Consider the following 19931-nt stretch of genomic DNA (forward strand, 5'->3'; position numbering starts at 1 on the left):
CGCGCCGGCCCCGCCCTCCTTCGTCCCGCTCGGCTCCGTCCGCTCCCTTCCGCCCCTCGCCGCCCGCACATCGCCGTCCCACTCGCCGTCTCGCTCGCCGTTCCGCTCGCCGTCTCGCTCGCCGTTCCGCTCGTCATCTCGCTGTCCTACGGGGGATTGCTGCCATGTCACTCATGCTGCCGGGCTGGGCGGAATGGGTCCTCGAAATGCTCGGCTTCGACTGGCCGACGGGTGACGAGGACAAGATGTTGGAGTCCGCCACGCAGTGGCGGGACTTCGCGGCGGCGGTCGAACAGTTGCAGTTGGAGGGCGTCACCGCCGCGGGCGACGTCCTGTCGCAGAACGCCGGCGACAGCATCGACGGCTTCGCCAAGACCTGGGAGAAGTTCTCCGGCAACGGCTCGGGCCACCTCGACGACGCCCGCACCGCCGCTGAGCTGATCGCCTGTGCGCTGGAGGCGGGCGCCGCCATCATCATCGGGATGAAAATCGCGGTGATCGCCCAGTTGGCGATTCTCGCGGCCGAGATCATCGCGGCCCAGGCGGCGGCCCCGTTCACCCTGGGGCTGTCCGAGATCGGCGCCGCGGGCGCCACCCAGGCCACCAGAATCATCGTGCGCAGACTCCTGAAGGAGGCGCGCAAGGCTCTGGTCGACGCGATCATGCAGACGCTCAAGGAGCCCGCCGTCTCCGCTCTGGAGGCCATGATCTCCGACGCCATCGCGCAGGGCGTGAACATGAACTTCGGGGCCCAGCAGGGCTTCGACGTCAACCGCAGCCTCAAGACCGGCGCCTCGGAGGCCGTCGAGACCGCCAAGAACTCCGGCCAGACCTTCACCGAGTCGCTGCGTGACGGGGTGGGCGGCAAGGCGGGCCACCACGTCCGCGGCGGCCTGGACTCCGCCGCCGGACACGGCGGCCATGGTGGCGGTCACGGTGGCAGCGAGGACAGCGGCGGGCGCAGCGGGTCCGAGGACGGCGGGAGCGGCGGCGGCACCGGCTCGGGGAGCGGGCACGGCGACGGCGCCGGGAGCGGTTCCGGTGGCGGGAGCGGTTCCGGTGGCGGTGACGGCGGCAGGTCCGGGAGCGGCTCGGGCGGCGGCAGTGATGCGGGCGGCGGCACCGGCACCGGTCATCGCGGCTCGGACGGCGGGGGTGGGGGCGAAGGCGCCAACTCCCCGCACTCCACGGGTGATTCGGGTCGGAGTACGGGAACGGGAACCGGTACAGGCGCCGGTCCGGGCACGGGTGCCGACTCCGCCGCTCCCTCCGCCCACTCCTCCGACGGCTCCGCGCCGGGCCCGGACGCCCGGCACAACGTGCCGCCGGCCCAGCCACTGCCGCCCCCGGACCAGCGCTCCCCGTTCGACACCGGCTATCAGGGCGGCAGCGATCACCGCCCCTACGCCGACGCGACCCGCGGCTCCGTCCCGCACCCCGATTCCGGCGCCACCCCGCACTCGGACTCCGCCCCGGACGCATCCCGCCCGAACCCGGACCACGTGAGCACCCAGCCCACGCACGACAACACCCCCGACGCGGCGCGCCCCCACCACGACCAGGTGAGCACCCGGCCCGCGCACGACAGCTCCACCGACTCCGCCCGCCCCGGCCCGGATACGGTCAGCACCCGCCCCACCCACGACACCACCCCGGAATCCGTTCGCCCGGAGCACCACAGCTCCCCGGACCCGGACGCCATCCGGACCCAGCCGGCCCCCGGCCCGGCCCCGTACGCGGCCCCGGCGCCCGACGCGGGCCCGGCCCCGGACGCGCACTCCCCCAACCAGCACAACTCCCCGCCCGCCGAGGCGACTTCGCACCCGGACGCGGCGCCGTCCCCGCAGCAGTCCGCCACCCCCGGCCCGGTCACCAGCACCCCGCCCAGCCACGACGTCAGCTCCGGCACCGACAACAACGGAAGCAACGGCGGCGGCTACGGCGGTGGCGGCAACGGGGACGGTTCCGGTACCGGTGGAGGTGTCCGGGGTGCCACGCCGCACATGGGCGTGCCGTCGCAGGGCGCCCCGGTGCAGCACTCGTCCGCCACCGGCACACCGATACAGCAGCGCGACCCGGCACCCGGCGATCCGATGCCGACCGCCGACGACACCACGGTCAGGACCCAGTCCGCGGACACCCTCACCGCGCCTCCGCCCACCCGGCACACCACGGACCAGGGCGGTTCCCCGCAGGGCCCGACCACCGCCCAGCAGTCCCCGCAGAACTCCGCGCAGACCGCGGGCCCGATGATGGGCGCGCCCACCGCCATGCCGGCGCAGAGCGGGCCCGCGCCGTCGAATGCCGCCCCGCCACGCGGCGGCACGCCCCCGAACGGAAGCGCGTCTGCCCCGCCCGGCCGCCGCCCCGACGGTGCCCAGCCGATCCGCGACCTCGGACAGCAGCGCGGCCAGGCCCGTCCCCCGCACAACCCCCGCCTCGACACCCCGCGTCCCAACACCCCCACCGCCCCGGGCCCGAACCGCCGCCCCGACGGCACCCAGCCCCTCCACGACACCACCCAACAGCGCCGCCCCGAGCCGCCCCCGCACAACCCGCGCCTCGACGGCCCGCACCAACCCCAACAGGGCCAGCCGCACCAGCCAAACCAGACGACCCCACAGCATCCCCAGGTCCCGCAGACCCCGCAGCATCCACAACCCCCGCAGGTCCCGCAGACCCCGCAGCATCCACAACCCCCGCAGGTCCCACAGGTCCCGCAGAACCACCAGAGCCAACCCACCCCGCTCGGCCAGCAGTCCCCGCACCATCAGCGACCGGACCAGGCCCCCTCCGTACGACCGGACGCCGTACGGCAGGACGCCCCCCGCCCGGACCGGACACACCCCGTACGCCCGGACCAGCAGCACCCGCGACCGGATCAGCACACCCCGCAAGACCGGCAGAGCCCGCAGGCCCGGCACCCGGAGAACGCCCACCCGCGCCCGGACCAGCCCCAGCACCCGCGCCCGGACACCGCCCCTCGCCCGGATGCCACCCGTCCGGACACCCGCCACCCCGAGGCGAAGCGTCCCGACACGCACCATCCCGACGCGAACCGCCCCGACGCGTCGAACCGTCCGGACCGGACACACCCCGACGCGAACCGCCCGGACCACCCACGGCCGCGCCCGGACGCCCCGCACCCTGACGCCCCGAGGAACCCCCAGAACGGGCACCCCGGCCCCCGCCAGCACCACCCCGACCAGGCACGGACACGTCCCGATCAGGCGCAGCCGCGTCCCGACGCCCCCCGTCGCCCGGACACTCCCCGCCCGGATGCCCAGCACCCGCCTCAGCAGCATCCGCACGCCCCCACCCAGCAACAGTCACAGCCCCACCCACAGCAACAGCACTCGCAACAGCACCCGCAGACCAACCGTCCGGACCCACGCCAGCAACAGCCGCAGCACCAGCCTCAGCAACACCCCCAGCCTCAGCCACAGCAGCCTCACCGCCCCGACCCCCGTCAGCAGCACCAGCCCCACCGCCCGGACCCCCGCCAACAACAGCCCACCCTCCAGAGCCATCAGCCGACGAACCAACAGCACCCCCAGCACCAGCAACAGCAGCAACACCCCAACCAGCAGCCGCAGCACCAGCAGCCCACTCCGTACCAGCCCCAGCACCAGCCCCCGAACCAACACCACAACCAGAACCAACAGCAGAGCCAGCCCCACCAGCAGCAACCCCAACAGCCTCAGCAACAGCCACCGGCCCCGCAGCACCCGCCCCGGGCGAGCCTCAACGACGTACGGGGGAGCCTCAACCACCAGCCGGGCGGCCTGTATTCGCCATTCCCGCACGATCAGCAAGCGCTGGTGAACAACTTCCCGCGCAACCCGGACGGCTCACCGCAGCGCCACGCGGACCCGTTCCAGCCCTGGGCCCGCTTCCAGAACGACGGCGGTCCCACCGTTCCGGGCCGCTCCAACAACTGCGCCGACTGCACCCGCTCGTTCATCGAGTCCTGGTACGGCAATCCGCAGGTGTCCGCCGTACGCACCTACGACAACGACGGCCACGGCGGCCTCGACCGCGTCAGCGGTGAGCGCAACGGCACCGCCAACATCCAGAACTGGGCCGGTACGCACTTCCGTCAGTCCGGCCAGAACGCTCAGGACAGCTACTCGCACATCGCCGACGAGCTCCGCCGGTCCGGGCACGGGTCCGCCTCCGCCGTCCTCGTCACCTGGCCCAGGAACCCCGACGGCTCCGGCGGCGGCGCGCACGTCTTCAACGCCGTCAACCACAACGGCCGCGTCATCTGGGTGGACAGCCAAACGGGCCAGATCAGCCAGCAGCCCATCCACACCAACGCGGACGGCGTCTGGCACCTCACCCTCGACGGAAACCGCAACCCCTACGACCCCACGACTACCCAAAACCAGCAGCCCACCCAAAACCACCCCCAGAACCAACAGCAAAACCGGCAGCAAACCCCGCAGCACAACCAACAGCAACAGCAGAGCCAACCCCACACCCAACCCCACACCCAACCCCACAACCAGCAGCAACCCCAGTACGCACAAACCCCCCACCCACAGCAGAACCCTCAAAACCACCAGAACCCGTACCAGCAGCAGCCAATCCCGCAGCAGCACCCTCAGCCACTCCATTCACAGCCACACCACCCTCAGCCGCCCCAGCCCCAGCCCCAGTTCCAACCCCAGCAAAACCAGCCTCACCCACAGCACCCACAGCACTCGCAGCACCCGCAGTACTCGCAGCACCCCCAACAGCAAGGCCCCCAGCACCCGCAGCACCCCCAACAACACCCCGGCGGCCCGGCTCCCGATACCCACCCCGGCCAGCACACCCAAGCCACCTCCCAAGCCACCTCCCCATCCGCTTCCCCCACCAGTTCCGAGCACCGCCCGCCGGAGAACCCGTCCGGCACCGGTCACCTTCCCCCCGAGAACCCCTCCGGGGCCGACCACGCGCACCCCGGTCCGGACAAGCCGGCGCCCCACGACCCGGACTCGGCCGAGGCCACCCGCGAAGAGCGGAACAAGTCGCTTCCGCACCCGGAATCCGCCGCCCAGGAGCATGCCTCGCTGCCGCCGGACGATGTGCAGCAGGCCGTGCGGCAGGACCCCCACCATCCGGTGCACCGGATCGAACTCGACCCCGTCCACGACCGTATGCGGGGCTGGGCGGAGGACGGGAGCCTGGGCCGGCTGCTGGAGACGGCGGCCGAGCGGAAGCTCGCCTCGGACGAGGCGCGGAAGGCAGCGGAAGAGAATCCCGCCCACCACGCGGAAATGCCGCCCACGGCGTTCAGCGAAAGGGAGTTGCGGCAGGTACTCGGCGACGATTTCGCGCGCATGAACGATGGTGAGCGCGGCGTTGTCGTCGCCACGCTCGCGCGTATGAGCCTGGCGTTCCACGAGGACAACGGAGTGGGGCGGAGTCCCGAACCGGCGCCCGACGGGGACAGTCCGTACAAGGGTGCGCCGCCCCGTAAGAAGGACGATCTGCCGGACCCGATCGCACAACTCGACATCTCCGCGGGCGCGGACTCCCGCGAAGCGGCGAAGGTGGGCTGGCCCGCGGAATACCGCGAGCCCGACAGCGCCACGCATGACGCCCTCAAGGAGCTGCGCGAAAAGTCGACGGGACGCCACAGTGACCGCGATGTGACCCCGGCCGATGTGAATAAACTCCTCAAATCAGCCGGCGTCAACAAGCCCGACTTCTCCGGAAAGAACTACGCCGTGCTCGAAGTGGTTGACGGTCACGGGGAGAGCACCTATGTCGTGGATTCCTCCATCCCGGCCGGCGGCGAGGGATACACCCCACGCCACTCGGAGAAGCACCTGCTCGAATGGGTGGAAAGGCTGAACAAGAGCAAGGAGGCCGCCGGACAGCAGCCGTACTCCATCGCCGGTCTGTATACGGAACGCGAGCCGTGCGGCGAGGGTGCCGGCCACGCCCGCTGCTCCACCGAAATCGGCAAGCGCACCTCACATTTCCCTGTCTTCTACAGCACGACCTACCGCACCGATCCCGAGGGACAGCCCAGTCGGGACGCCGTACGTGCCGATCTCCGGAAGGAACAGGAAGAACTGCTGGCCGCCGTCAAGGATCTGCCCGAGAAAGCCCAGAAGGACCGCCTTCGAAAAGCAGGGCTCACCGACGGGCTGATCGACAAGAGGGTCAAGGCGAACCGGGTGCCCAATGAGCAGATCATGGACCAGGAGATGCACGATCACCTCCAGGCGATGGGCGAGATCTGGGCGAAGACGCGCATGCAGATGCTGCCGTGATGTGGTGGTGGTCGTCGTACGGCGCGTGCTGTCGCCGTACGGCGGTGATGCCGCCGTGCGACGCCGTGACACAGCCACGCGACGCGCGATGCAGCCATGCTGCACGTGATGTCGTCACGCTGCGCGTGCTGTCGTCATGAGGCTGTCGTAAAGGTCGGCGAGGGAGAACGGGTACGGGTATGGCCAGTAACACAACGGCGTTGGAGCGGGTGCCGTCGGGAGAAGCGGCGGACCGGGTCGTCCAGTGGTGGCAGGACGGGACGGATCCACTGGCGCCGAAAGGCTGGTTGGCCCTTGTCGATGAGCGATCGGCCGACGGCCCACAGGTCCTGCGTGCGGTGCATGAGCGCGTCGAATCGAGCATCCTGCTCGACGCGACGGGGCTGACCGCGGAGGAACTTCTGCGGAATGTCCTGGCCGCGCTGGCCGTGGACTCTTCGCGGTACGGCGGTACGCGGTGGATTTCCGAACTGCGCAAACAACCGGCCAGACGTCTCGTGCTGATCGGTCATCTGCATCGAATGGGCCGGACCCGGCGCTCGTGCGAAGCACAGCGCATGTGGAGCGGCACGCTCAAGGCACTGTGCAGCCGAAAGGGATTGCACGTAGTGGCCCACCTCGATTCGACGGCCGGCCTCATGGACTCCCGGGATGCCGGAATCCTGCTCGATGGCCCTGCGGAGCCCACCGGTTCCCGGAACCGGGTCCCGCGGTCCGAAATCTCTCCGCCCGAAATCTCTCCGTCCGGAGTCTCCTGGCCCGCCGAACTGCGTGCCCTGGCCCTAGCGGAACCCCGCCGTGTGCCCTTGCGCGTCTGGGCGGCACTCGCCGAAGGATGGGGGCTGGATTCCGTCACGGAGGCCGCTCTCGACCGACTGGCCGACGACCATCCGCAGTGGCTGAACAGAGCAGACGGGGGTGTCGCTTTCACGGACGAGGGGCTGGCCGAGACGCTACGCCAGGAGGCGTCCGCGGAAACCGTGACGCGGGTGAACCGCCATATGACGACATGGCTGCGCTCCCTGTCCGAAGAAATCCGGCACCCGGGGGGATGGGCCGCCGGCGGGCCTCTCGGGACGTACGCCGCCATGGGGCTGGCCATGCACGCCGCCCAGGCCGAGCACGATCAGAAATGGACCGCGACCACCTTCGACGAGCTGGTTTCCGATGCCACCCTGGTCGCCCATATCCCGCAGACCTCGTTGATGGATGCCGCGCACTGCGCGCACAACGGAGTCGTCGGGGAGAACAATGCCGCGGCCGACGCCATGTATCTGTGGGATTACGGGGTCGTACCGCCCGCTCAGGGCGAATGGGCCGCCTGGCTCCACCTGATGGCCACCGCGCGCGGTGACACCGTATTCGCGTCCGGTCTGCCGGCGTCGGGTATCCGTATGCCGTGGCGGGCGCAGTGGACACGGTGGCGGCCTCCGGGCGGCTATCACCCGGCCTTTCTCGAACCCGGCACGATCGGGGAACTGGTCGAGGTCCGGTGGCGGGGACGCCCCGCCGTGGCCGGCCTCGGTTCCCCGGAACCGACCGTGGGCATCTGGGACGCGCGGACCGGTGAGCCGCTGGCCGGTACCCGGCAGGAGCGGGAAACCCTGCCCGAGGAGCTCCGAGCCGGTCTGACCTGGCCGGCACCGACCGGACCGGCGGACCACCACGACCCGGACCAGTCCCCGTCCCAGCAGCCCCAGCCCCAGCCCCAGCCCCAGCCCCAGCCCCAGCCCCAAGGCATCACCACGATCGCCGAACTGCAAGACCGCGTCCCGGACACCGGTTCCGCGCACCCGAGCCTGCTCGGAAGCCCCGTACTGCGGATCGGCGACCTGCTGTTCCTCGGCGGATCGGGCGGCCTTTTCGCCCTCCGCCCCGCCGGCGCGTTCGACAGTGGGAAGCCGCCGCAGCGCGCACCGCTGTCCGGCGCGTATGCCGCCGCCGGGCCGACGACTCCGGTGGACGCCTCGCCGCCCGGCGCGGCGGACCTCCGGACGGTCGTCGGCGCCGACGCCTTCCGCACGTTCGCACCCGAGCGCCTGCCCGCCGGTCTCCGTGACGTCGGCACGCGTCACGTCCTGGCAGACCCGGGGCTGCCCGAGCTCACCGAGAGTGGTCTGCGCATCGCGCCCGACTGGGACGGCTTCCTGGGCGCGTTCGAGTGGCCCGAGGAAGCGGACGAGCCGGAGAGCGAGGGCCCGTTCTTCTGGCTCGGACTGTGGATGGGCGGCGCGCTGGTCCTGGACGGAACCACCGGGCACGTCCTGCGAGTTCCCCGGGAAGCGGACGACCCCGTCGACGGCCTGCTGGTCGCGTCCGGCCTGGAGAACTTCCTCACCATGGTCGCGCAGTGGCTCACCGGACTGCGCATCCGGGAAACGGTCGAGGGAAGGGACGAGGAGTACCTGCTCCGGCAGCACATCTCCGGAGCGTTGTGGCTCATCGACGCGGCCGGAGCCGAATCCGAAGCCTGGTCGTACCTCCTCGACAACGAATGACGCGCGCCGGACAGCTCCCTGCCGAACCCCGCTCCGGACCGCCGCCGCCCCTCCCTCCGCACCCGGACGGAGAGAGGAGCGGCACCTGGCCCTCAGGGACGGACGGACCGGCGCCCGTCCGGACGCCGACGCTCAGCCCCGCGCCGCCGCGATCTGCCGCGACATGATCGTGGTGAGTTCGTACGCCGTGTGGGAGGCGGCCACCGAGGTGATTTCGGCGTGGTCGTAGGCCGGGGCGACCTCCACCAGGTCGGCGGAGACCAGGTTGCAGGTCGCCAGCCCCCGCAGGATTTCGAGGAGTTCGCGGGAGGTGAGGCCGCCGGCCTCGGGGGTGCCGGTACCGGGGGCGTGGGCCGGGTCCAGGACGTCGATGTCGATGGAGATGTAGAGGGGGCGGTCGCCGATGCGCTGGCGGAGCTGGTCGGCGACCTCGTCGACGCCGCGGCGCAGCACGTCGGCGGAGGTGACGATGCCGAAGCCCATCTTCGCGTCGTCGTCGAGGTCCTGCTTGCCGTAGAGCGGACCGCGGGTGCCGACGTGCGAGAGCGCGGAGGTGTCGAGGATGCCCTCCTCGACGGCCCGGCGGAAGGGGGTGCCGTGGGTGTACTCGGCGCCGAAGTACGTGTCCCAGGTGTCCAGGTGCGCGTCGAAGTGGAGCAGCGCGACCGGACCGTGCTTCTTGGCCATCGAGCGCAGCAGCGGCAGCGCGATGGTGTGGTCGCCGCCGAGGGTCATCAGGCGCGCGCCGGTGTCGAGGAGCGCGTCGGCGGACGCCTCGATGGTCTCCACGGCCTCGTTGATGTCGAACGGGTTGGCGGCGATGTCACCGGCGTCCGCGACCTGGGCGAGGGCGAAGGGCGACGCGTCCTGGGCCGGGTTGTACGGGCGCAGCAGGCGGGACGCCTCGCGGATGGCGTTGCCGCCGAAGCGGGCGCCGGGGCGGTAGGAGACGCCGGTGTCGAAGGGGACGCCGACGACGGCCACATCGGCCCGGGACACCTCGTCGAGGCGGGGCAGGCGGGCGAAGGTGGCCGGTCCGGCGTAACGCGGGACGCGGGAGGAGTCGACGGGGCCCACGGGCTCACTGGATGCGGTGGTCATGACGCCGAGGGTAGGAGCGGCCACGGAATCCGCACATCGACAATTGTGTGGGTGCGGCGGACCGCGTTCGACGTTCCGGCCAGGCGCCGCCCCCGGAACCCCGGAGCCCCGGAACCCAGCGACCCAGCGACCCAGCGACCCAGCGACCCAGGAACACGGAAACCCTGCGCGCCGGGTACGGCCGGCCGGGTGCGGCCCCCGAGTACCGGCGTCCCTAAGCCCCCACCCCCACGGCCCGGCCCTTCGCGAATCCGTACGGGCACAATGGGTGCCATGCCGATACCCTCTGCCCCCACGCGCGCCGAACTCGTCGACCATCTCGTACGCACCCGGATCGCCGGTGATGTCGCCACCCCCCGCGAGAACAACCTGTCCCACTACCACAAGCTCGCCAACGGCGACCGCCACTACTGGCTCGGGCTGGAGCTCGGCGACCGGTGGACGGACGAACAGGACGTGCTCGCCGTGATGGCGGAGCGCTGCGGGGTGAGCGCCGATCCGCACCACCGGGAGGGGCAGGACACCATCGACCCGGAGCTGACGGTGGACGCCCTGGAGCGTACGGCCGCGGTGCTGCGCAAGGCGGCGGCGGACCGGCAGCGGGTGCTGTTCGCGACCGGCCATCCGGGCGGGCTGCTGGATGTGCACCGCGCCACGGCCGAGGCGCTGCGCGCCCACGGCTGCGAGATCGTCGTCATCCCGGACGGGTTGCAGGCGGACGACGGCATGGTCTTCCAGTTCGGGGACGTGGCGATGCTGGAGCGCGGTGCGACGCTGTGGCACACCCACTCCCCCGAGCCGATGGCCGCGATCCTGGACGGGCTGGAGCGGGCGGGCCGGCCGCTGCCGGAGCTGGTGATGGCCGATCACGGCTGGGCGGGCTGCGCGGGCCAGCGCGGTATCGAGGCGGTGGGCTTCGCCGACTGCAACGACCCGGCGCTCTTCCTCGCCGAGGCCGAGGGCACGCTCCAGGTGACCATCCCCCTGGACGACCATGTCCTGAGCCCGCGTCACTACGACCCGCTGACCGCCTACCTCCTGGACGCCGCCGGTCTGCGCTGACGGCCGTCCCCCGCCGCCGGGACACCGCCGCAGGCGCACCGGCCGGCCGCGGACGGGCCCCGGCCGAGGCGCCCGGTCCCGCCGCGCCGCTATCCGCGCGGCACCCGGATCACGCCCTCCTGGATCACCGAGACCACCAGTTGTCCGTCCGCCGTGAAGATCCGGCCCCGGCCCAGGCCCCGGCCGCCCTGGGCGGTGGGTGACTCCTGGTCGTAGAGCAGCCATTCGTCGGCGCGCAGCGGCCGGTGGAACCACATCGCGTGGTCCAGGCTCGCGCCGACCACGTCGCCGACCGCCCAGCCGCCCCGGCCGTGTGCGAGCAGCACCGAGTCCAGCAGGGTCATGTCGGAGACGTAGGTGACCAGGCAGATGTCCAGCAGCGGGCGGGCGAGGGCCGGGGCGCCGCCCGCCGCGACGGCGTCGTCGAGCGTGCCGTTGGTGCGGAACCAGACCTGGGAGCGGGGCTCGCGGGCCTCGCCGACGCTGCCGTACGGCGGCGCGTCCACGTACCGCAGATCGACCGCGGCCCGCGCCTCCAGCAGCCGCCGGGTGACGCCGGGTTCGACGAAGCGGTCGGCGTAGCGCGGCAGCAGCTCGGCGGCGGTGGGCAGGGTCAGCGGGTCCGGTGCCGGGGGCATCGGTTCCTGGTGTTCGAGCCCCTCCTCGGGCACCTGGAAGGAGGCGGAGAGGTGGAAGACCGGCTGGCCGTGCTGGACGGCGACCACCCGGCGGGTGGTGAAGGAGCGGCCGTCGCGGATCCGGTCGACGGTGTAGACGATCGGCGCGCCGGGGTCGCCGGGCCGCAGGAAGTACGCGTGCAGGGAGTGCGGCGGGCGGTCGGCGGGGACCGTCCGCCCGGCCGCGACCAGCGCCTGGGCGGCGACCTGCCCGCCGAAGACGCGGGGGACGAGGGCGTCGCGGCTCTGTCCGCGGAAGATGTCCTGCTCGATCCGCTCCAGGTCGAGCAGTTCGAGCAGGGACCACAGGGCGTCGTTCACGTACGCGGTGCTCTCGGTGCGGGGTGCCGGGTACGGGTGCGGCCGGTGTTCACAGGCCCATCGACTTGGCGACGATGGAGCGCATGACCTCGCTGGTGCCGCCGTAGATCCGGCTGACGCGGGTGTCGGCGTACAGCCGGGAGATGGGGTACTCCTGCATGTAGCCGTAACCGCCGTGCAGCTGGAGGCACTTGTCGATGACGACGGCGGCCCGCTCGGTGGTGAAGAGCTTGGCGGAGGCGGCGTCGGCGGCGGTCAGCTCGCCGGCGTCGTGCGCCTCCAGGGCCCGGTCGACGACGGCCTGCATGGCGTCGACCTCGGAGCGGCAGTCCGCGAGCACGAACTTGGTGTTCTGGAAGGAGGCGACGGTCTTGCCGAAGACCTCGCGGTCCCGGACGTACTCCGTGGCGAACCGGACGGCGGCCGCGGCCTGGGCGTACGCGCCGAACGCGATGCCCAGCCGTTCCTGCGGAAGGTTCTGGCCCAGGTACGAGAACGCCTTGCCCTCCTCGCCGAGGCGGTCCTCGACCGGCACCTTGACGTCGGTGAAGGAGAGTTCGGCGGTGTCCGAGGTCTTCAGGCCGAGCTTCTCCAGCTTGCGGCCGACCGCGTACCCCTCGGAGGTGGTGTCCACGACGAGCAGCGTGATGCCGGCCCGGCGGTCCTCCGCCGACGGGGGTGCGGTGCGGGCGCAGACGATGACGCGGTCGGCCAGTACGCCGCCGGTGATGAAGGTCTTGGCGCCGTTGAGGACGTAGTGCGTGCCGTCCGCGGAGAGCTTGGCGGTGGTCTTCATCCCGGCGAGGTCGGAGCCGGTGCCCGGCTCGGTCATCGCGATGGCCGTCATCATGTCGCCGGAGACGAACGGCGGCAGCCAGCGCCGCTTCTGCTCCTCGTTGCCGTACGCGAGGAGGTAGGGCAGGCAGAGTGCGGTGTGCACACTGGAGCCGCCGAAGCTGACGCCGGCCCGTGCGCACTCCTCGGTGATGACCGCGTTGAACTTGAAGCCGTGCTCGCCCGCGCCGCCGTACTCCTCGGGGACCTCGATGCCGAAGACGCCCAGTTCGCCCAGCTTCTTGTAGAAGTCGCGCGGTGCCTGGCCGGCCTCGATCCACTGGTCGTAGACGGGGACCACCTCGGCCTCGATGAAGGCGCGGATCGTCTCGCGGAACGCCTCATGATCTTCGTTGAACACCGTGCGACGCATGGGACGTCCTCCTCTTGTACGCGGTCCAGCCGCAGCCACCTAAGCGCTTGCTCAGCGAAAGCTACCGGCCGGTCATCAAAGCTGTCCAGGGGCGCCGGCCGGCCTCGCCTCGCCACCACCCCGCGGGCGCCCGCCACCACCCGGCGCCCGCGCCTCCGCTACGCCCCGGCCGCCGGCCCCGCCGCGACCGCGCGGAACGCCCCCAGCGCCAGCCGGTGCAGCAGCTCCGCCATCTCCGTACGGCCCGGCAGCGCGCCCGGCCGGCCGAGGTGCGGGGTGGAGTTCAGCAGGCCGAAGACGGCGTGCACGGCGGCGCGGGACTGCGTCTCGGAGGCACCGGGGTGCACCTTGCGCACCACCTCCACCCAGAGTTCGACGTACTGCCGCTGCAACTGCCGCACCCGCTTGCGGTCGGCCTCCCGCAGCCGGTCCAGCTCCCGGTCGTGCACGGTGATCAGCGGCCGGTCGTCCAGCGCGAAGTCGATATGGCCGTCGAGCAGCGCGTCCAGGACCGCCTCGGGGCTCTCACCGCCCTCCGCGACCCGCATCCGGCCGCCGTCCAGCAGCCGCTCGCTGATGCCCACCAGCAGTTCGGCGAGCATCGCGTCCTTGCCGGCGAAGTGGCGGTAGAGGCCGGGGCCCGAGATCCCCACGGCCGCCCCTATCTCGTCCACCCCGACACCGTGGAAGCCGCGTTCCGCGAAGAGCCGGGCGGCCTCCTTGAGGATCTGCTCGCGGCGGCTGGTGGAGGCGGGGGCGTGCGCAGGACTCATGGGGCCAATTGTAGACAGCCGGGTTAGTGCTCGTTAACCTGAAAGCGACGGGCGGTTAACGCCCATTAACCGCGCGCCCCGGCCGCCCGCGAGGGCCGCGCGGCGCGGCCGGCGAGTGAGCGGGCCGACGACCGAGCAAGGGGGCTCGTACTGATGGAGCAGGCACCGGTGCTGGAGAGCGACGCAGGTCCCGCCGGACGCGGTCCGGGCGGCGAGGCGGCGTCCGGCTCCTGGCAGGCCAACGAAGCCGCGCACCGCGAGCTGGCGGCACGGCTGCGCGGAAAGCTCGCGGCGGCCCGGCTGGGCGGCGGCGAGCGCGCCAGGGCGCGGCACACCGCCCGCGGCAAGCTGCTGCCCCGGGACCGGGTGGACGCCCTGCTGGACCCCGGCTCGCCGTTCCTGGAGCTGTCGCCGCTGGCGGCGGACGGGATGTACGGCGGGGCGGCGCCGGCCGCCGGGGTGATCGCCGGTATCGGGCGGGTCTCCGGCCGGGAGACGGTGATCGTCGCCAACGACGCCACGGTCAAGGGCGGCACGTACTACCCGATGACGGTCAAGAAGCATCTGCGGGCCCAGGAGATCGCCCTGGAGAACCGCCTGCCGTGCCTGTATCTCGTCGACTCCGGCGGCGCCTTCCTGCCCATGCAGGACGAGGTGTTCCCCGACCGCGAGCACTTCGGGCGGATCTTCTACAACCAGGCGCGGATGTCCGGCGCGGGCATCCCGCAGATCGCCGCGGTGCTCGGCTCCTGCACGGCCGGCGGCGCGTACGTCCCGGCGATGAGCGACGAGGCGGTGATCGTCCGCGGCCAGGGGACGATCTTCCTGGGCGGGCCGCCGCTGGTGAAGGCCGCCACCGGCGAGGTCGTCACCGCCGAGGAACTGGGCGGCGGCGAGGTGCACGCACGGACCTCCGGCGTCACCGACCATCTCGCCGAGGACGACGCGCACGCGCTGCGCATCGTCCGCACCATCGTCGCCACCCTCGGCGACCGCGCCCCGCTCCCCTGGACGGTGCGGCCCGTCGAGGAGCCCACGGTCGACCCGGCCGGTCTCTACGGCGCGGTCCCGGCGGACTCCCGTACGCCCTACGACGTCCGCGAGGTGATCGCCCGGCTCGTCGACGGCTCCCGCTTCGCGGAGTTCAAGGCCGAGTACGGCACGACCCTGGTGACCGGCTTCGCGCATCTGCACGGCCATCCGGTCGGGATCGTCGCCAACAACGGCATCCTGTTCTCCGAATCCGCCCAGAAGGGCGCCCACTTCATCGAGCTGTGCGACCAGCGCGGCATCCCGCTGCTCTTCCTCCAGAACATCTCCGGCTTCATGGTCGGCCGCTCCTACGAGGCGGGCGGTATCGCCAAACACGGCGCGAAGATGGTGACGGCGGTCGCCTGCACCCGCGTCCCCAAGCTGACGGTCGTCATCGGCGGCTCCTACGGCGCGGGCAACTACTCCATGTGCGGCCGGGCCTACTCCCCGCGCTTCCTGTGGATGTGGCCGAACGCCAAGATCTCGGTGATGGGCGGCGAACAGGCCGCGTCCGTCCTCGCCACCGTCAAGCGCGATCAGCTGGACGCGCGCGGCGAGGAGTGGAGCGCCGCGGAGGAGGACGCCTTCAAGGCCCCGATCCGCGAGCAGTACGACACCCAGGGCAACGCCTACTACGCCACCGCGCGGCTCTGGGACGACGGCGTGATCGACCCGCTGGAGACCCGGCAGGTGCTGGGTCTGGCGCTCACCGCCTGCGCCAACGCCCCGCTCCCCGCCAGGGACGGCGCGGCCCCCGGCTACGGCGTCTTCCGGATGTGAGCGCCGTGCCGGACACCGCAGGAATACCGGACACACGAGGGATGTCTACAGGGATGCCCACAGGGACGAGCACCGCCATGCCCACGACCATGTTCGACACCGTCCTGGTCGCCAACCGCGGCGAGATCGCGGTCCGCGTCATCCGTACGCTGCGCGCGCTCGGCATCCGCTCGGTCGCCGTCTACAGCGACGCGGACGCGGACGCCCGGCACGTCCGCGAGGCCGATACGGCCGTCCGGCTCGGCCCCGCGCCGGCCGCCGAGAGCTATCTGTCCGCCGACCGGCTGCTGGCCGCCGCCGCCCGCAGCGGCGCCCAGGCGGTCCACCCCGGCTACGGCTTCCTCGCCGAGAACGCCGCCTTCGCCCGCGCCTGCGCGGCCGCCGGACTGGTCTTCATCGGCCCCTCCGCCGAGGCCATCGACCTGATGGGCGACAAGATCCGCGCCAAGGAGACGGTGCGCACGGCCGGGGTGCCGGTCGTCCCCGGCTCCTCGGGCAGCGGCCTGAGCGACGCCCAACTGGCCGCCGCCGCCCGCGAGATCGGCATGCCGGTGCTGCTCAAACCGTCCGCGGGCGGCGGCGGCAAGGGGATGCGGCTGGTCCGGGACGCGGCGCTGCTCGGCGAGGAGATCGCCGCCGCCCGCCGCGAGGCCCGCGGCTCCTTCGGCGACGACACCCTCCTCGTCGAGCGCTGGATCGACCGCCCCCGGCACATCGAGATCCAGATCCTGGCCGACGGCCACGGCACCGTCCTCCACCTCGGCGAGCGCGAATGCTCCCTCCAGCGCCGCCACCAGAAGGTCGTCGAGGAGGCCCCGTCCGTCCTGCTGGACGCGGCGACCCGCGCCGCGATGGGCGAGGCGGCCGTCCGGGCGGCCCGCTCCTGCGGCTACCGCGGCGCCGGCACCGTCGAGTTCATCGTCCCCGGCAAGGACGCCTCCGCGTACCACTTCATGGAGATGAACACCCGCCTCCAGGTGGAGCACCCGGTCACCGAATACGTCACCGGACTCGACCTGGTGGAGTGGCAGCTGCGGATCGCGGCCGGTGAACGCCTCCCGTACGCCCAGGAGGACATCACCCTGACCGGGCACGCCGTCGAGGCCCGGATCTGCGCCGAGGACCCGGCCCGCGACTTCCTGCCGACCGGCGGCACGGTCCGGCTGCTGCGCGAACCGCGGGGCGAGGGGGTGCGCACGGACTCCGGTCTGTCGCCGGGCGCGGCGGTCGGCAGCCTGTACGACCCGATGCTCTCCAAGGTCATCGCGTACGGCCCCGACCGCCCGGCGGCGCTGCGCGCGCTGCGCGCCGCGCTCGCCGCCACCGTCACCCTCGGCGTCACCACCAACGCCGGTTTCCTGCGCCGGCTGCTGGCCCATCCGGACGTGGTGGCGGGCGTCCTGGACACCGGCCTGGTGGAGCGGGAGGCGGCCGGCCTGGTGGTGCGCGAGGTGCCGCCCGAGGTCTACGCGGCGGCGGCCGCGGTCCGGCAGGCCGCCCTGGAACCGGCCGTGCCCGACGGCGGCTGGCGCGACCCGTTCGCCGCGCCGACCGGCTTCCGGCTCGGCGGCGAGGCGGCCCCGACCCGGCACTGGCTGCGGGTGGCGGGCCACGACCCGGTCCCCTGCGACGTGCGGCCGGACGCGGGAGCGGGCCAGGTGACACCGGACCAGGTGCGGGTGACCGTGGACGGCGTCCAGCACACCTTCCACCGCGCCGGCGACTGGCTCGGCCGGGACGGCGACGCCTGGCACGTCCAGGACCACGACCCGGTGGCGGCGACGCTGCGCGGGGCCGCCGGGGCACACACCGCGGACGCGCTGACCGCCCCGATGCCCGGCACGGTCACCGTCGTCAAGGTGGCCGTCGGCGACGAGGTCACCGCGGGCCAGGGCCTGCTGGTGGTGGAGGCGATGAAGATGGAGCACGTCATCGCCGCACCGCACGCCGGGACCGTCACCGAACTGGACGTCACCGCGGGCGCGACGGTCGCCATGGACCAGGTCCTGGCCGTCGTCGCCCCGCACGGGACCACCCCCGACGACACGCGCGAGGAGGCGTCATGACCGCTGCCGGACTGCCCATGGAAGTCGCCGTGGAGGGGCTGCCCACCCGGGTGCGCATCCACGAGGTGGGGGCCCGCGACGGCCTCCAGAACGAAGGGACCGTCGTCCCCACCGAGATCAAGGCCGAGTTCATCCACCGGCTCGCCGCCGCGGGGCTGCCGCTCGTCGAGGCCACCAGCTTCGTGCACCCCCGGTGGGTGCCCCAACTCGCCGACGCCGAGCAGCTGTTCCCGCTGCTCGGCGACCTCGACCCGCACCGGCTGCCCGTCCTGGTGCCCAACGAGCGCGGACTGGACCGCGCGCTCGCCCTGGGGGCCCGCCGGATCGCGGTGTTCGCCAGCGCCACCGAGTCGTTCGCCAGGGCCAACCTCAACCGCACGGTCGACGAGGCGCTGGCGATGTTCGCGCCGGTCGTGGACCGGGCGAAGGACGCCAAGGTGCACGTCCGCGGCTATCTGTCGATGTGCTTCGGCGACCCCTGGGAGGGCCCGGTGCCCGTCGCGCGGGTGGTGCGGGTCTGCCGGGCGCTGCTGGACCTGGGCTGCGACGAGCTGAGCCTGGGCGACACCATCGGCGTCGCCACCCCCGGCCACGTCCAGACCCTGCTGGCCTCCCTCAACGAGGCGGGCGTGCCCACCTCCCGGCTCGGCGTGCACTTCCACGACACGTACGGCCAGGCGCTCGCCAACACCTTCGCCGCGCTCCAGCACGGCGTCACCACCGTCGACGCGTCGGCGGGCGGCCTCGGCGGCTGCCCGTACGCCAAGAGCGCCACCGGCAACCTCGCCACCGAAGACCTCGTGTGGATGCTGCACGGCCTCGGCATCGAGACCGGCGTCGACCTGGACCGTCTCACCGCCACCAGCGTGTGGATGGCCGAAGTCCTGGGCCGGCCGAGCCCCTCCCGCACCGTCCGCGCCCTCTCCCACAAGGAGTGACCCTCATGTCCCTGGACCACCGCCTCCCCTCCGAGCTGGAAGAACTCCGGCGTACGGTCGAGGCGTTCGCCCATGACGTCGTCGCTCCGGCGATCGGCGAGTTCTACGAACAGCACGCCTTCCCGTACGAGATCGTCCGCGAGATGGGCCGGATGGGCCTGTTCGGCCTGCCGTTCCCCGAGGAGTACGGGGGTATGGGCGGCGACTATCTGGCGCTCGGCATCGCCCTGGAGGAGCTGGCCCGGGTCGACTCCTCGGTGGCCATCACCCTGGAGGCCGGCGTCTCGCTGGGCGCCATGCCCCTCTACCACTTCGGCACCGAGGAGCAGAAGCGCGAGTGGCTGCCCAGGATGTGCACGGGCGAGATTCTGGGCGCGTTCGGCCTCACCGAGCCGGACGGCGGCTCGGACGCGGGCGGCACCCGCACCACCGCGGTACGCGACGGCGACGACTGGGTCATCAACGGCAGCAAGTGCTTCATCACCAACTCCGGTACGGACATCACCGGTCTGGTCACCGTCACCGCCGTCACCGGCCGCAAGGCCGACGGCCGCCCGGAGATCTCCGCCATCATCGTGCCCTCCGGCACCCCCGGCTTCACCGTCGCCGCCCCGTACTCCAAGGTCGGCTGGAACGCCTCGGACACCCGCGAACTGTCCTTCACCGACGTCCGCGTCCCGGCCGCCAACCTGCTCGGCGAGGAGGGCCGCGGCTACGCCCAGTTCCTGCGCATCCTGGACGAGGGCCGGATCGCCATCGCGGCGCTGGCCACCGGCCTCGCCCAGGGCTGCGTCGACGAGTCGGTGTCGTACGCGAAGACCCGGCACGCCTTCGGCAAGCCGATCGGCGCCAACCAGGCGATCCAGTTCAAGCTCGCCGACATGGAGATGCGCGCCCACACCTCCCGGCTCGCCTGGCGCGACGCCGCCTCCCGGCTGGTGCACGGCGAACCCTTCAAGAAGGAGGCGGCGCTCGCCAAGCTCTACTCCTCGGAGATCGCCGTCACCAACGCCCGGGAGGCCACCCAGATCCACGGCGGCTACGGCTTCATGAACGAGTACCCGGTCGCCCGCATGTGGCGCGACTCCAAGATCCTGGAGATCGGCGAGGGCACGAGCGAGGTCCAGCGGATGCTGATCGCCCGGGAGCTGGGGCTGTAGGGGGGCGACAACCCGCCGGCCGGGGCAGCTGCGCCCGGTGACCGGAC

General features: G+C 72.4%; 11 protein-coding genes. 7 read left to right on the plus strand and 4 right to left on the minus strand.

Annotated features, from left to right (window positions below; genetic code table 11):
• The first annotated feature begins 164 nt into the window (after positions 1-164).
• Positions 165-6269, plus strand: a complete 6105-nt coding sequence (locus ACLJWH_RS33485) for a toxin glutamine deamidase domain-containing protein (protein ID WP_411145541.1) — start codon at positions 165-167, stop codon at positions 6267-6269.
• Positions 6270-6448: 179 nt separating this feature from the next.
• Positions 6449-8767: an SUKH-4 family immunity protein gene (locus ACLJWH_RS33490; protein ID WP_411145542.1), complete on the plus strand. Its 2319-nt coding sequence runs from the start codon at positions 6449-6451 to the stop codon at positions 8765-8767.
• A 132-nt stretch (positions 8768-8899) separates the two neighbouring features.
• Here ACLJWH_RS33490 and speB read toward each other — a convergent pair whose 3' ends face one another.
• On the minus strand, positions 8900-9868 hold the full coding sequence (speB, locus tag ACLJWH_RS33495) for an agmatinase (protein ID WP_411145543.1): 969 nt from the start codon (positions 9866-9868) through the stop codon (positions 8900-8902).
• Between the two features lie 273 nt (positions 9869-10141).
• Between speB and ACLJWH_RS33500 the strand changes: the two genes are divergently transcribed.
• A complete protein-coding gene (locus ACLJWH_RS33500; protein WP_411145544.1) occupies positions 10142-10930 on the plus strand; it encodes a phosphatase in 789 nt (262 codons plus the stop codon).
• Between the two features lie 89 nt (positions 10931-11019).
• On the opposite strand, the gene ACLJWH_RS33505 is transcribed toward ACLJWH_RS33500, so the two are convergent.
• The 3 genes from ACLJWH_RS33505 to ACLJWH_RS33515 all read right to left on the minus strand — a co-directional run bounded on the left by ACLJWH_RS33505 (position 11020) and on the right by ACLJWH_RS33515 (position 13908).
• Entirely contained in the window at positions 11020-11928 is a 909-nt protein-coding gene (locus tag ACLJWH_RS33505) for an acyl-CoA thioesterase (protein WP_411145545.1), read from the minus strand.
• A gap of 49 nt (positions 11929-11977) precedes the next feature.
• On the minus strand, positions 11978-13135 hold the full coding sequence (locus ACLJWH_RS33510) for an acyl-CoA dehydrogenase family protein (protein ID WP_411145546.1): 1158 nt from the start codon (positions 13133-13135) through the stop codon (positions 11978-11980).
• A gap of 158 nt (positions 13136-13293) precedes the next feature.
• Positions 13294-13908 (minus strand): TetR/AcrR family transcriptional regulator, encoded by a 615-nt coding sequence (locus ACLJWH_RS33515; protein WP_411145547.1) that lies wholly within the window; start codon positions 13906-13908, stop codon positions 13294-13296.
• A gap of 153 nt (positions 13909-14061) precedes the next feature.
• Between ACLJWH_RS33515 and ACLJWH_RS33520 the strand changes: the two genes are divergently transcribed.
• The 4 genes from ACLJWH_RS33520 (at position 14062) to ACLJWH_RS33535 (ending at position 19884) form a co-directional block, all read left to right on the plus strand.
• Positions 14062-15720 (plus strand): carboxyl transferase domain-containing protein, encoded by a 1659-nt coding sequence (locus ACLJWH_RS33520; RefSeq protein ID WP_411145548.1) that lies wholly within the window; start codon positions 14062-14064, stop codon positions 15718-15720.
• 89 nt (positions 15721-15809) lie between these two features.
• Positions 15810-17786: a biotin carboxylase N-terminal domain-containing protein gene (locus ACLJWH_RS33525; RefSeq protein WP_411145587.1), complete on the plus strand. Its 1977-nt coding sequence runs from the start codon at positions 15810-15812 to the stop codon at positions 17784-17786.
• On the plus strand, positions 17783-18724 hold the full coding sequence (locus ACLJWH_RS33530; RefSeq protein ID WP_411145549.1) for a hydroxymethylglutaryl-CoA lyase: 942 nt from the start codon (positions 17783-17785) through the stop codon (positions 18722-18724). The genes ACLJWH_RS33525 and ACLJWH_RS33530 overlap by 4 nt, the downstream gene beginning before the upstream one ends.
• A gap of 5 nt (positions 18725-18729) precedes the next feature.
• Positions 18730-19884: an acyl-CoA dehydrogenase family protein gene (locus ACLJWH_RS33535; protein ID WP_411145550.1), complete on the plus strand. Its 1155-nt coding sequence runs from the start codon at positions 18730-18732 to the stop codon at positions 19882-19884.
• Positions 19885-19931: the final 47 nt, after the last annotated feature.

Origin of the sequence: Streptomyces sp. x-80, assembly GCF_046549095.1 — a bacterium.
Classification (GTDB): Bacteria; Actinomycetota; Actinomycetes; order Streptomycetales; family Streptomycetaceae; genus Streptomyces; species Streptomyces celluloflavus.

Coding starts and splice junctions, on each gene's coding strand:
- ACLJWH_RS33485 (WP_411145541.1), top strand. CDS start 165: ATGTCACTCATGCTGCCGGGCTGGGCGGAATGGGTCCTCGAAATGCTC.
- ACLJWH_RS33490 (WP_411145542.1), top strand. CDS start 6,449: ATGGCCAGTAACACAACGGCGTTGGAGCGGGTGCCGTCGGGAGAAGCG.
- speB (WP_411145543.1), bottom strand. CDS start 9,868: ATGACCACCGCATCCAGTGAGCCCGTGGGCCCCGTCGACTCCTCCCGC.
- ACLJWH_RS33500 (WP_411145544.1), top strand. CDS start 10,142: ATGCCGATACCCTCTGCCCCCACGCGCGCCGAACTCGTCGACCATCTC.
- ACLJWH_RS33510 (WP_411145546.1), bottom strand. CDS start 13,135: ATGCGTCGCACGGTGTTCAACGAAGATCATGAGGCGTTCCGCGAGACG.
- ACLJWH_RS33515 (WP_411145547.1), bottom strand. CDS start 13,908: ATGAGTCCTGCGCACGCCCCCGCCTCCACCAGCCGCCGCGAGCAGATC.
- ACLJWH_RS33520 (WP_411145548.1), top strand. CDS start 14,062: ATGGAGCAGGCACCGGTGCTGGAGAGCGACGCAGGTCCCGCCGGACGC.
- ACLJWH_RS33525 (WP_411145587.1), top strand. CDS start 15,810: ATGTTCGACACCGTCCTGGTCGCCAACCGCGGCGAGATCGCGGTCCGC.
- ACLJWH_RS33530 (WP_411145549.1), top strand. CDS start 17,783: ATGACCGCTGCCGGACTGCCCATGGAAGTCGCCGTGGAGGGGCTGCCC.
- ACLJWH_RS33535 (WP_411145550.1), top strand. CDS start 18,730: ATGTCCCTGGACCACCGCCTCCCCTCCGAGCTGGAAGAACTCCGGCGT.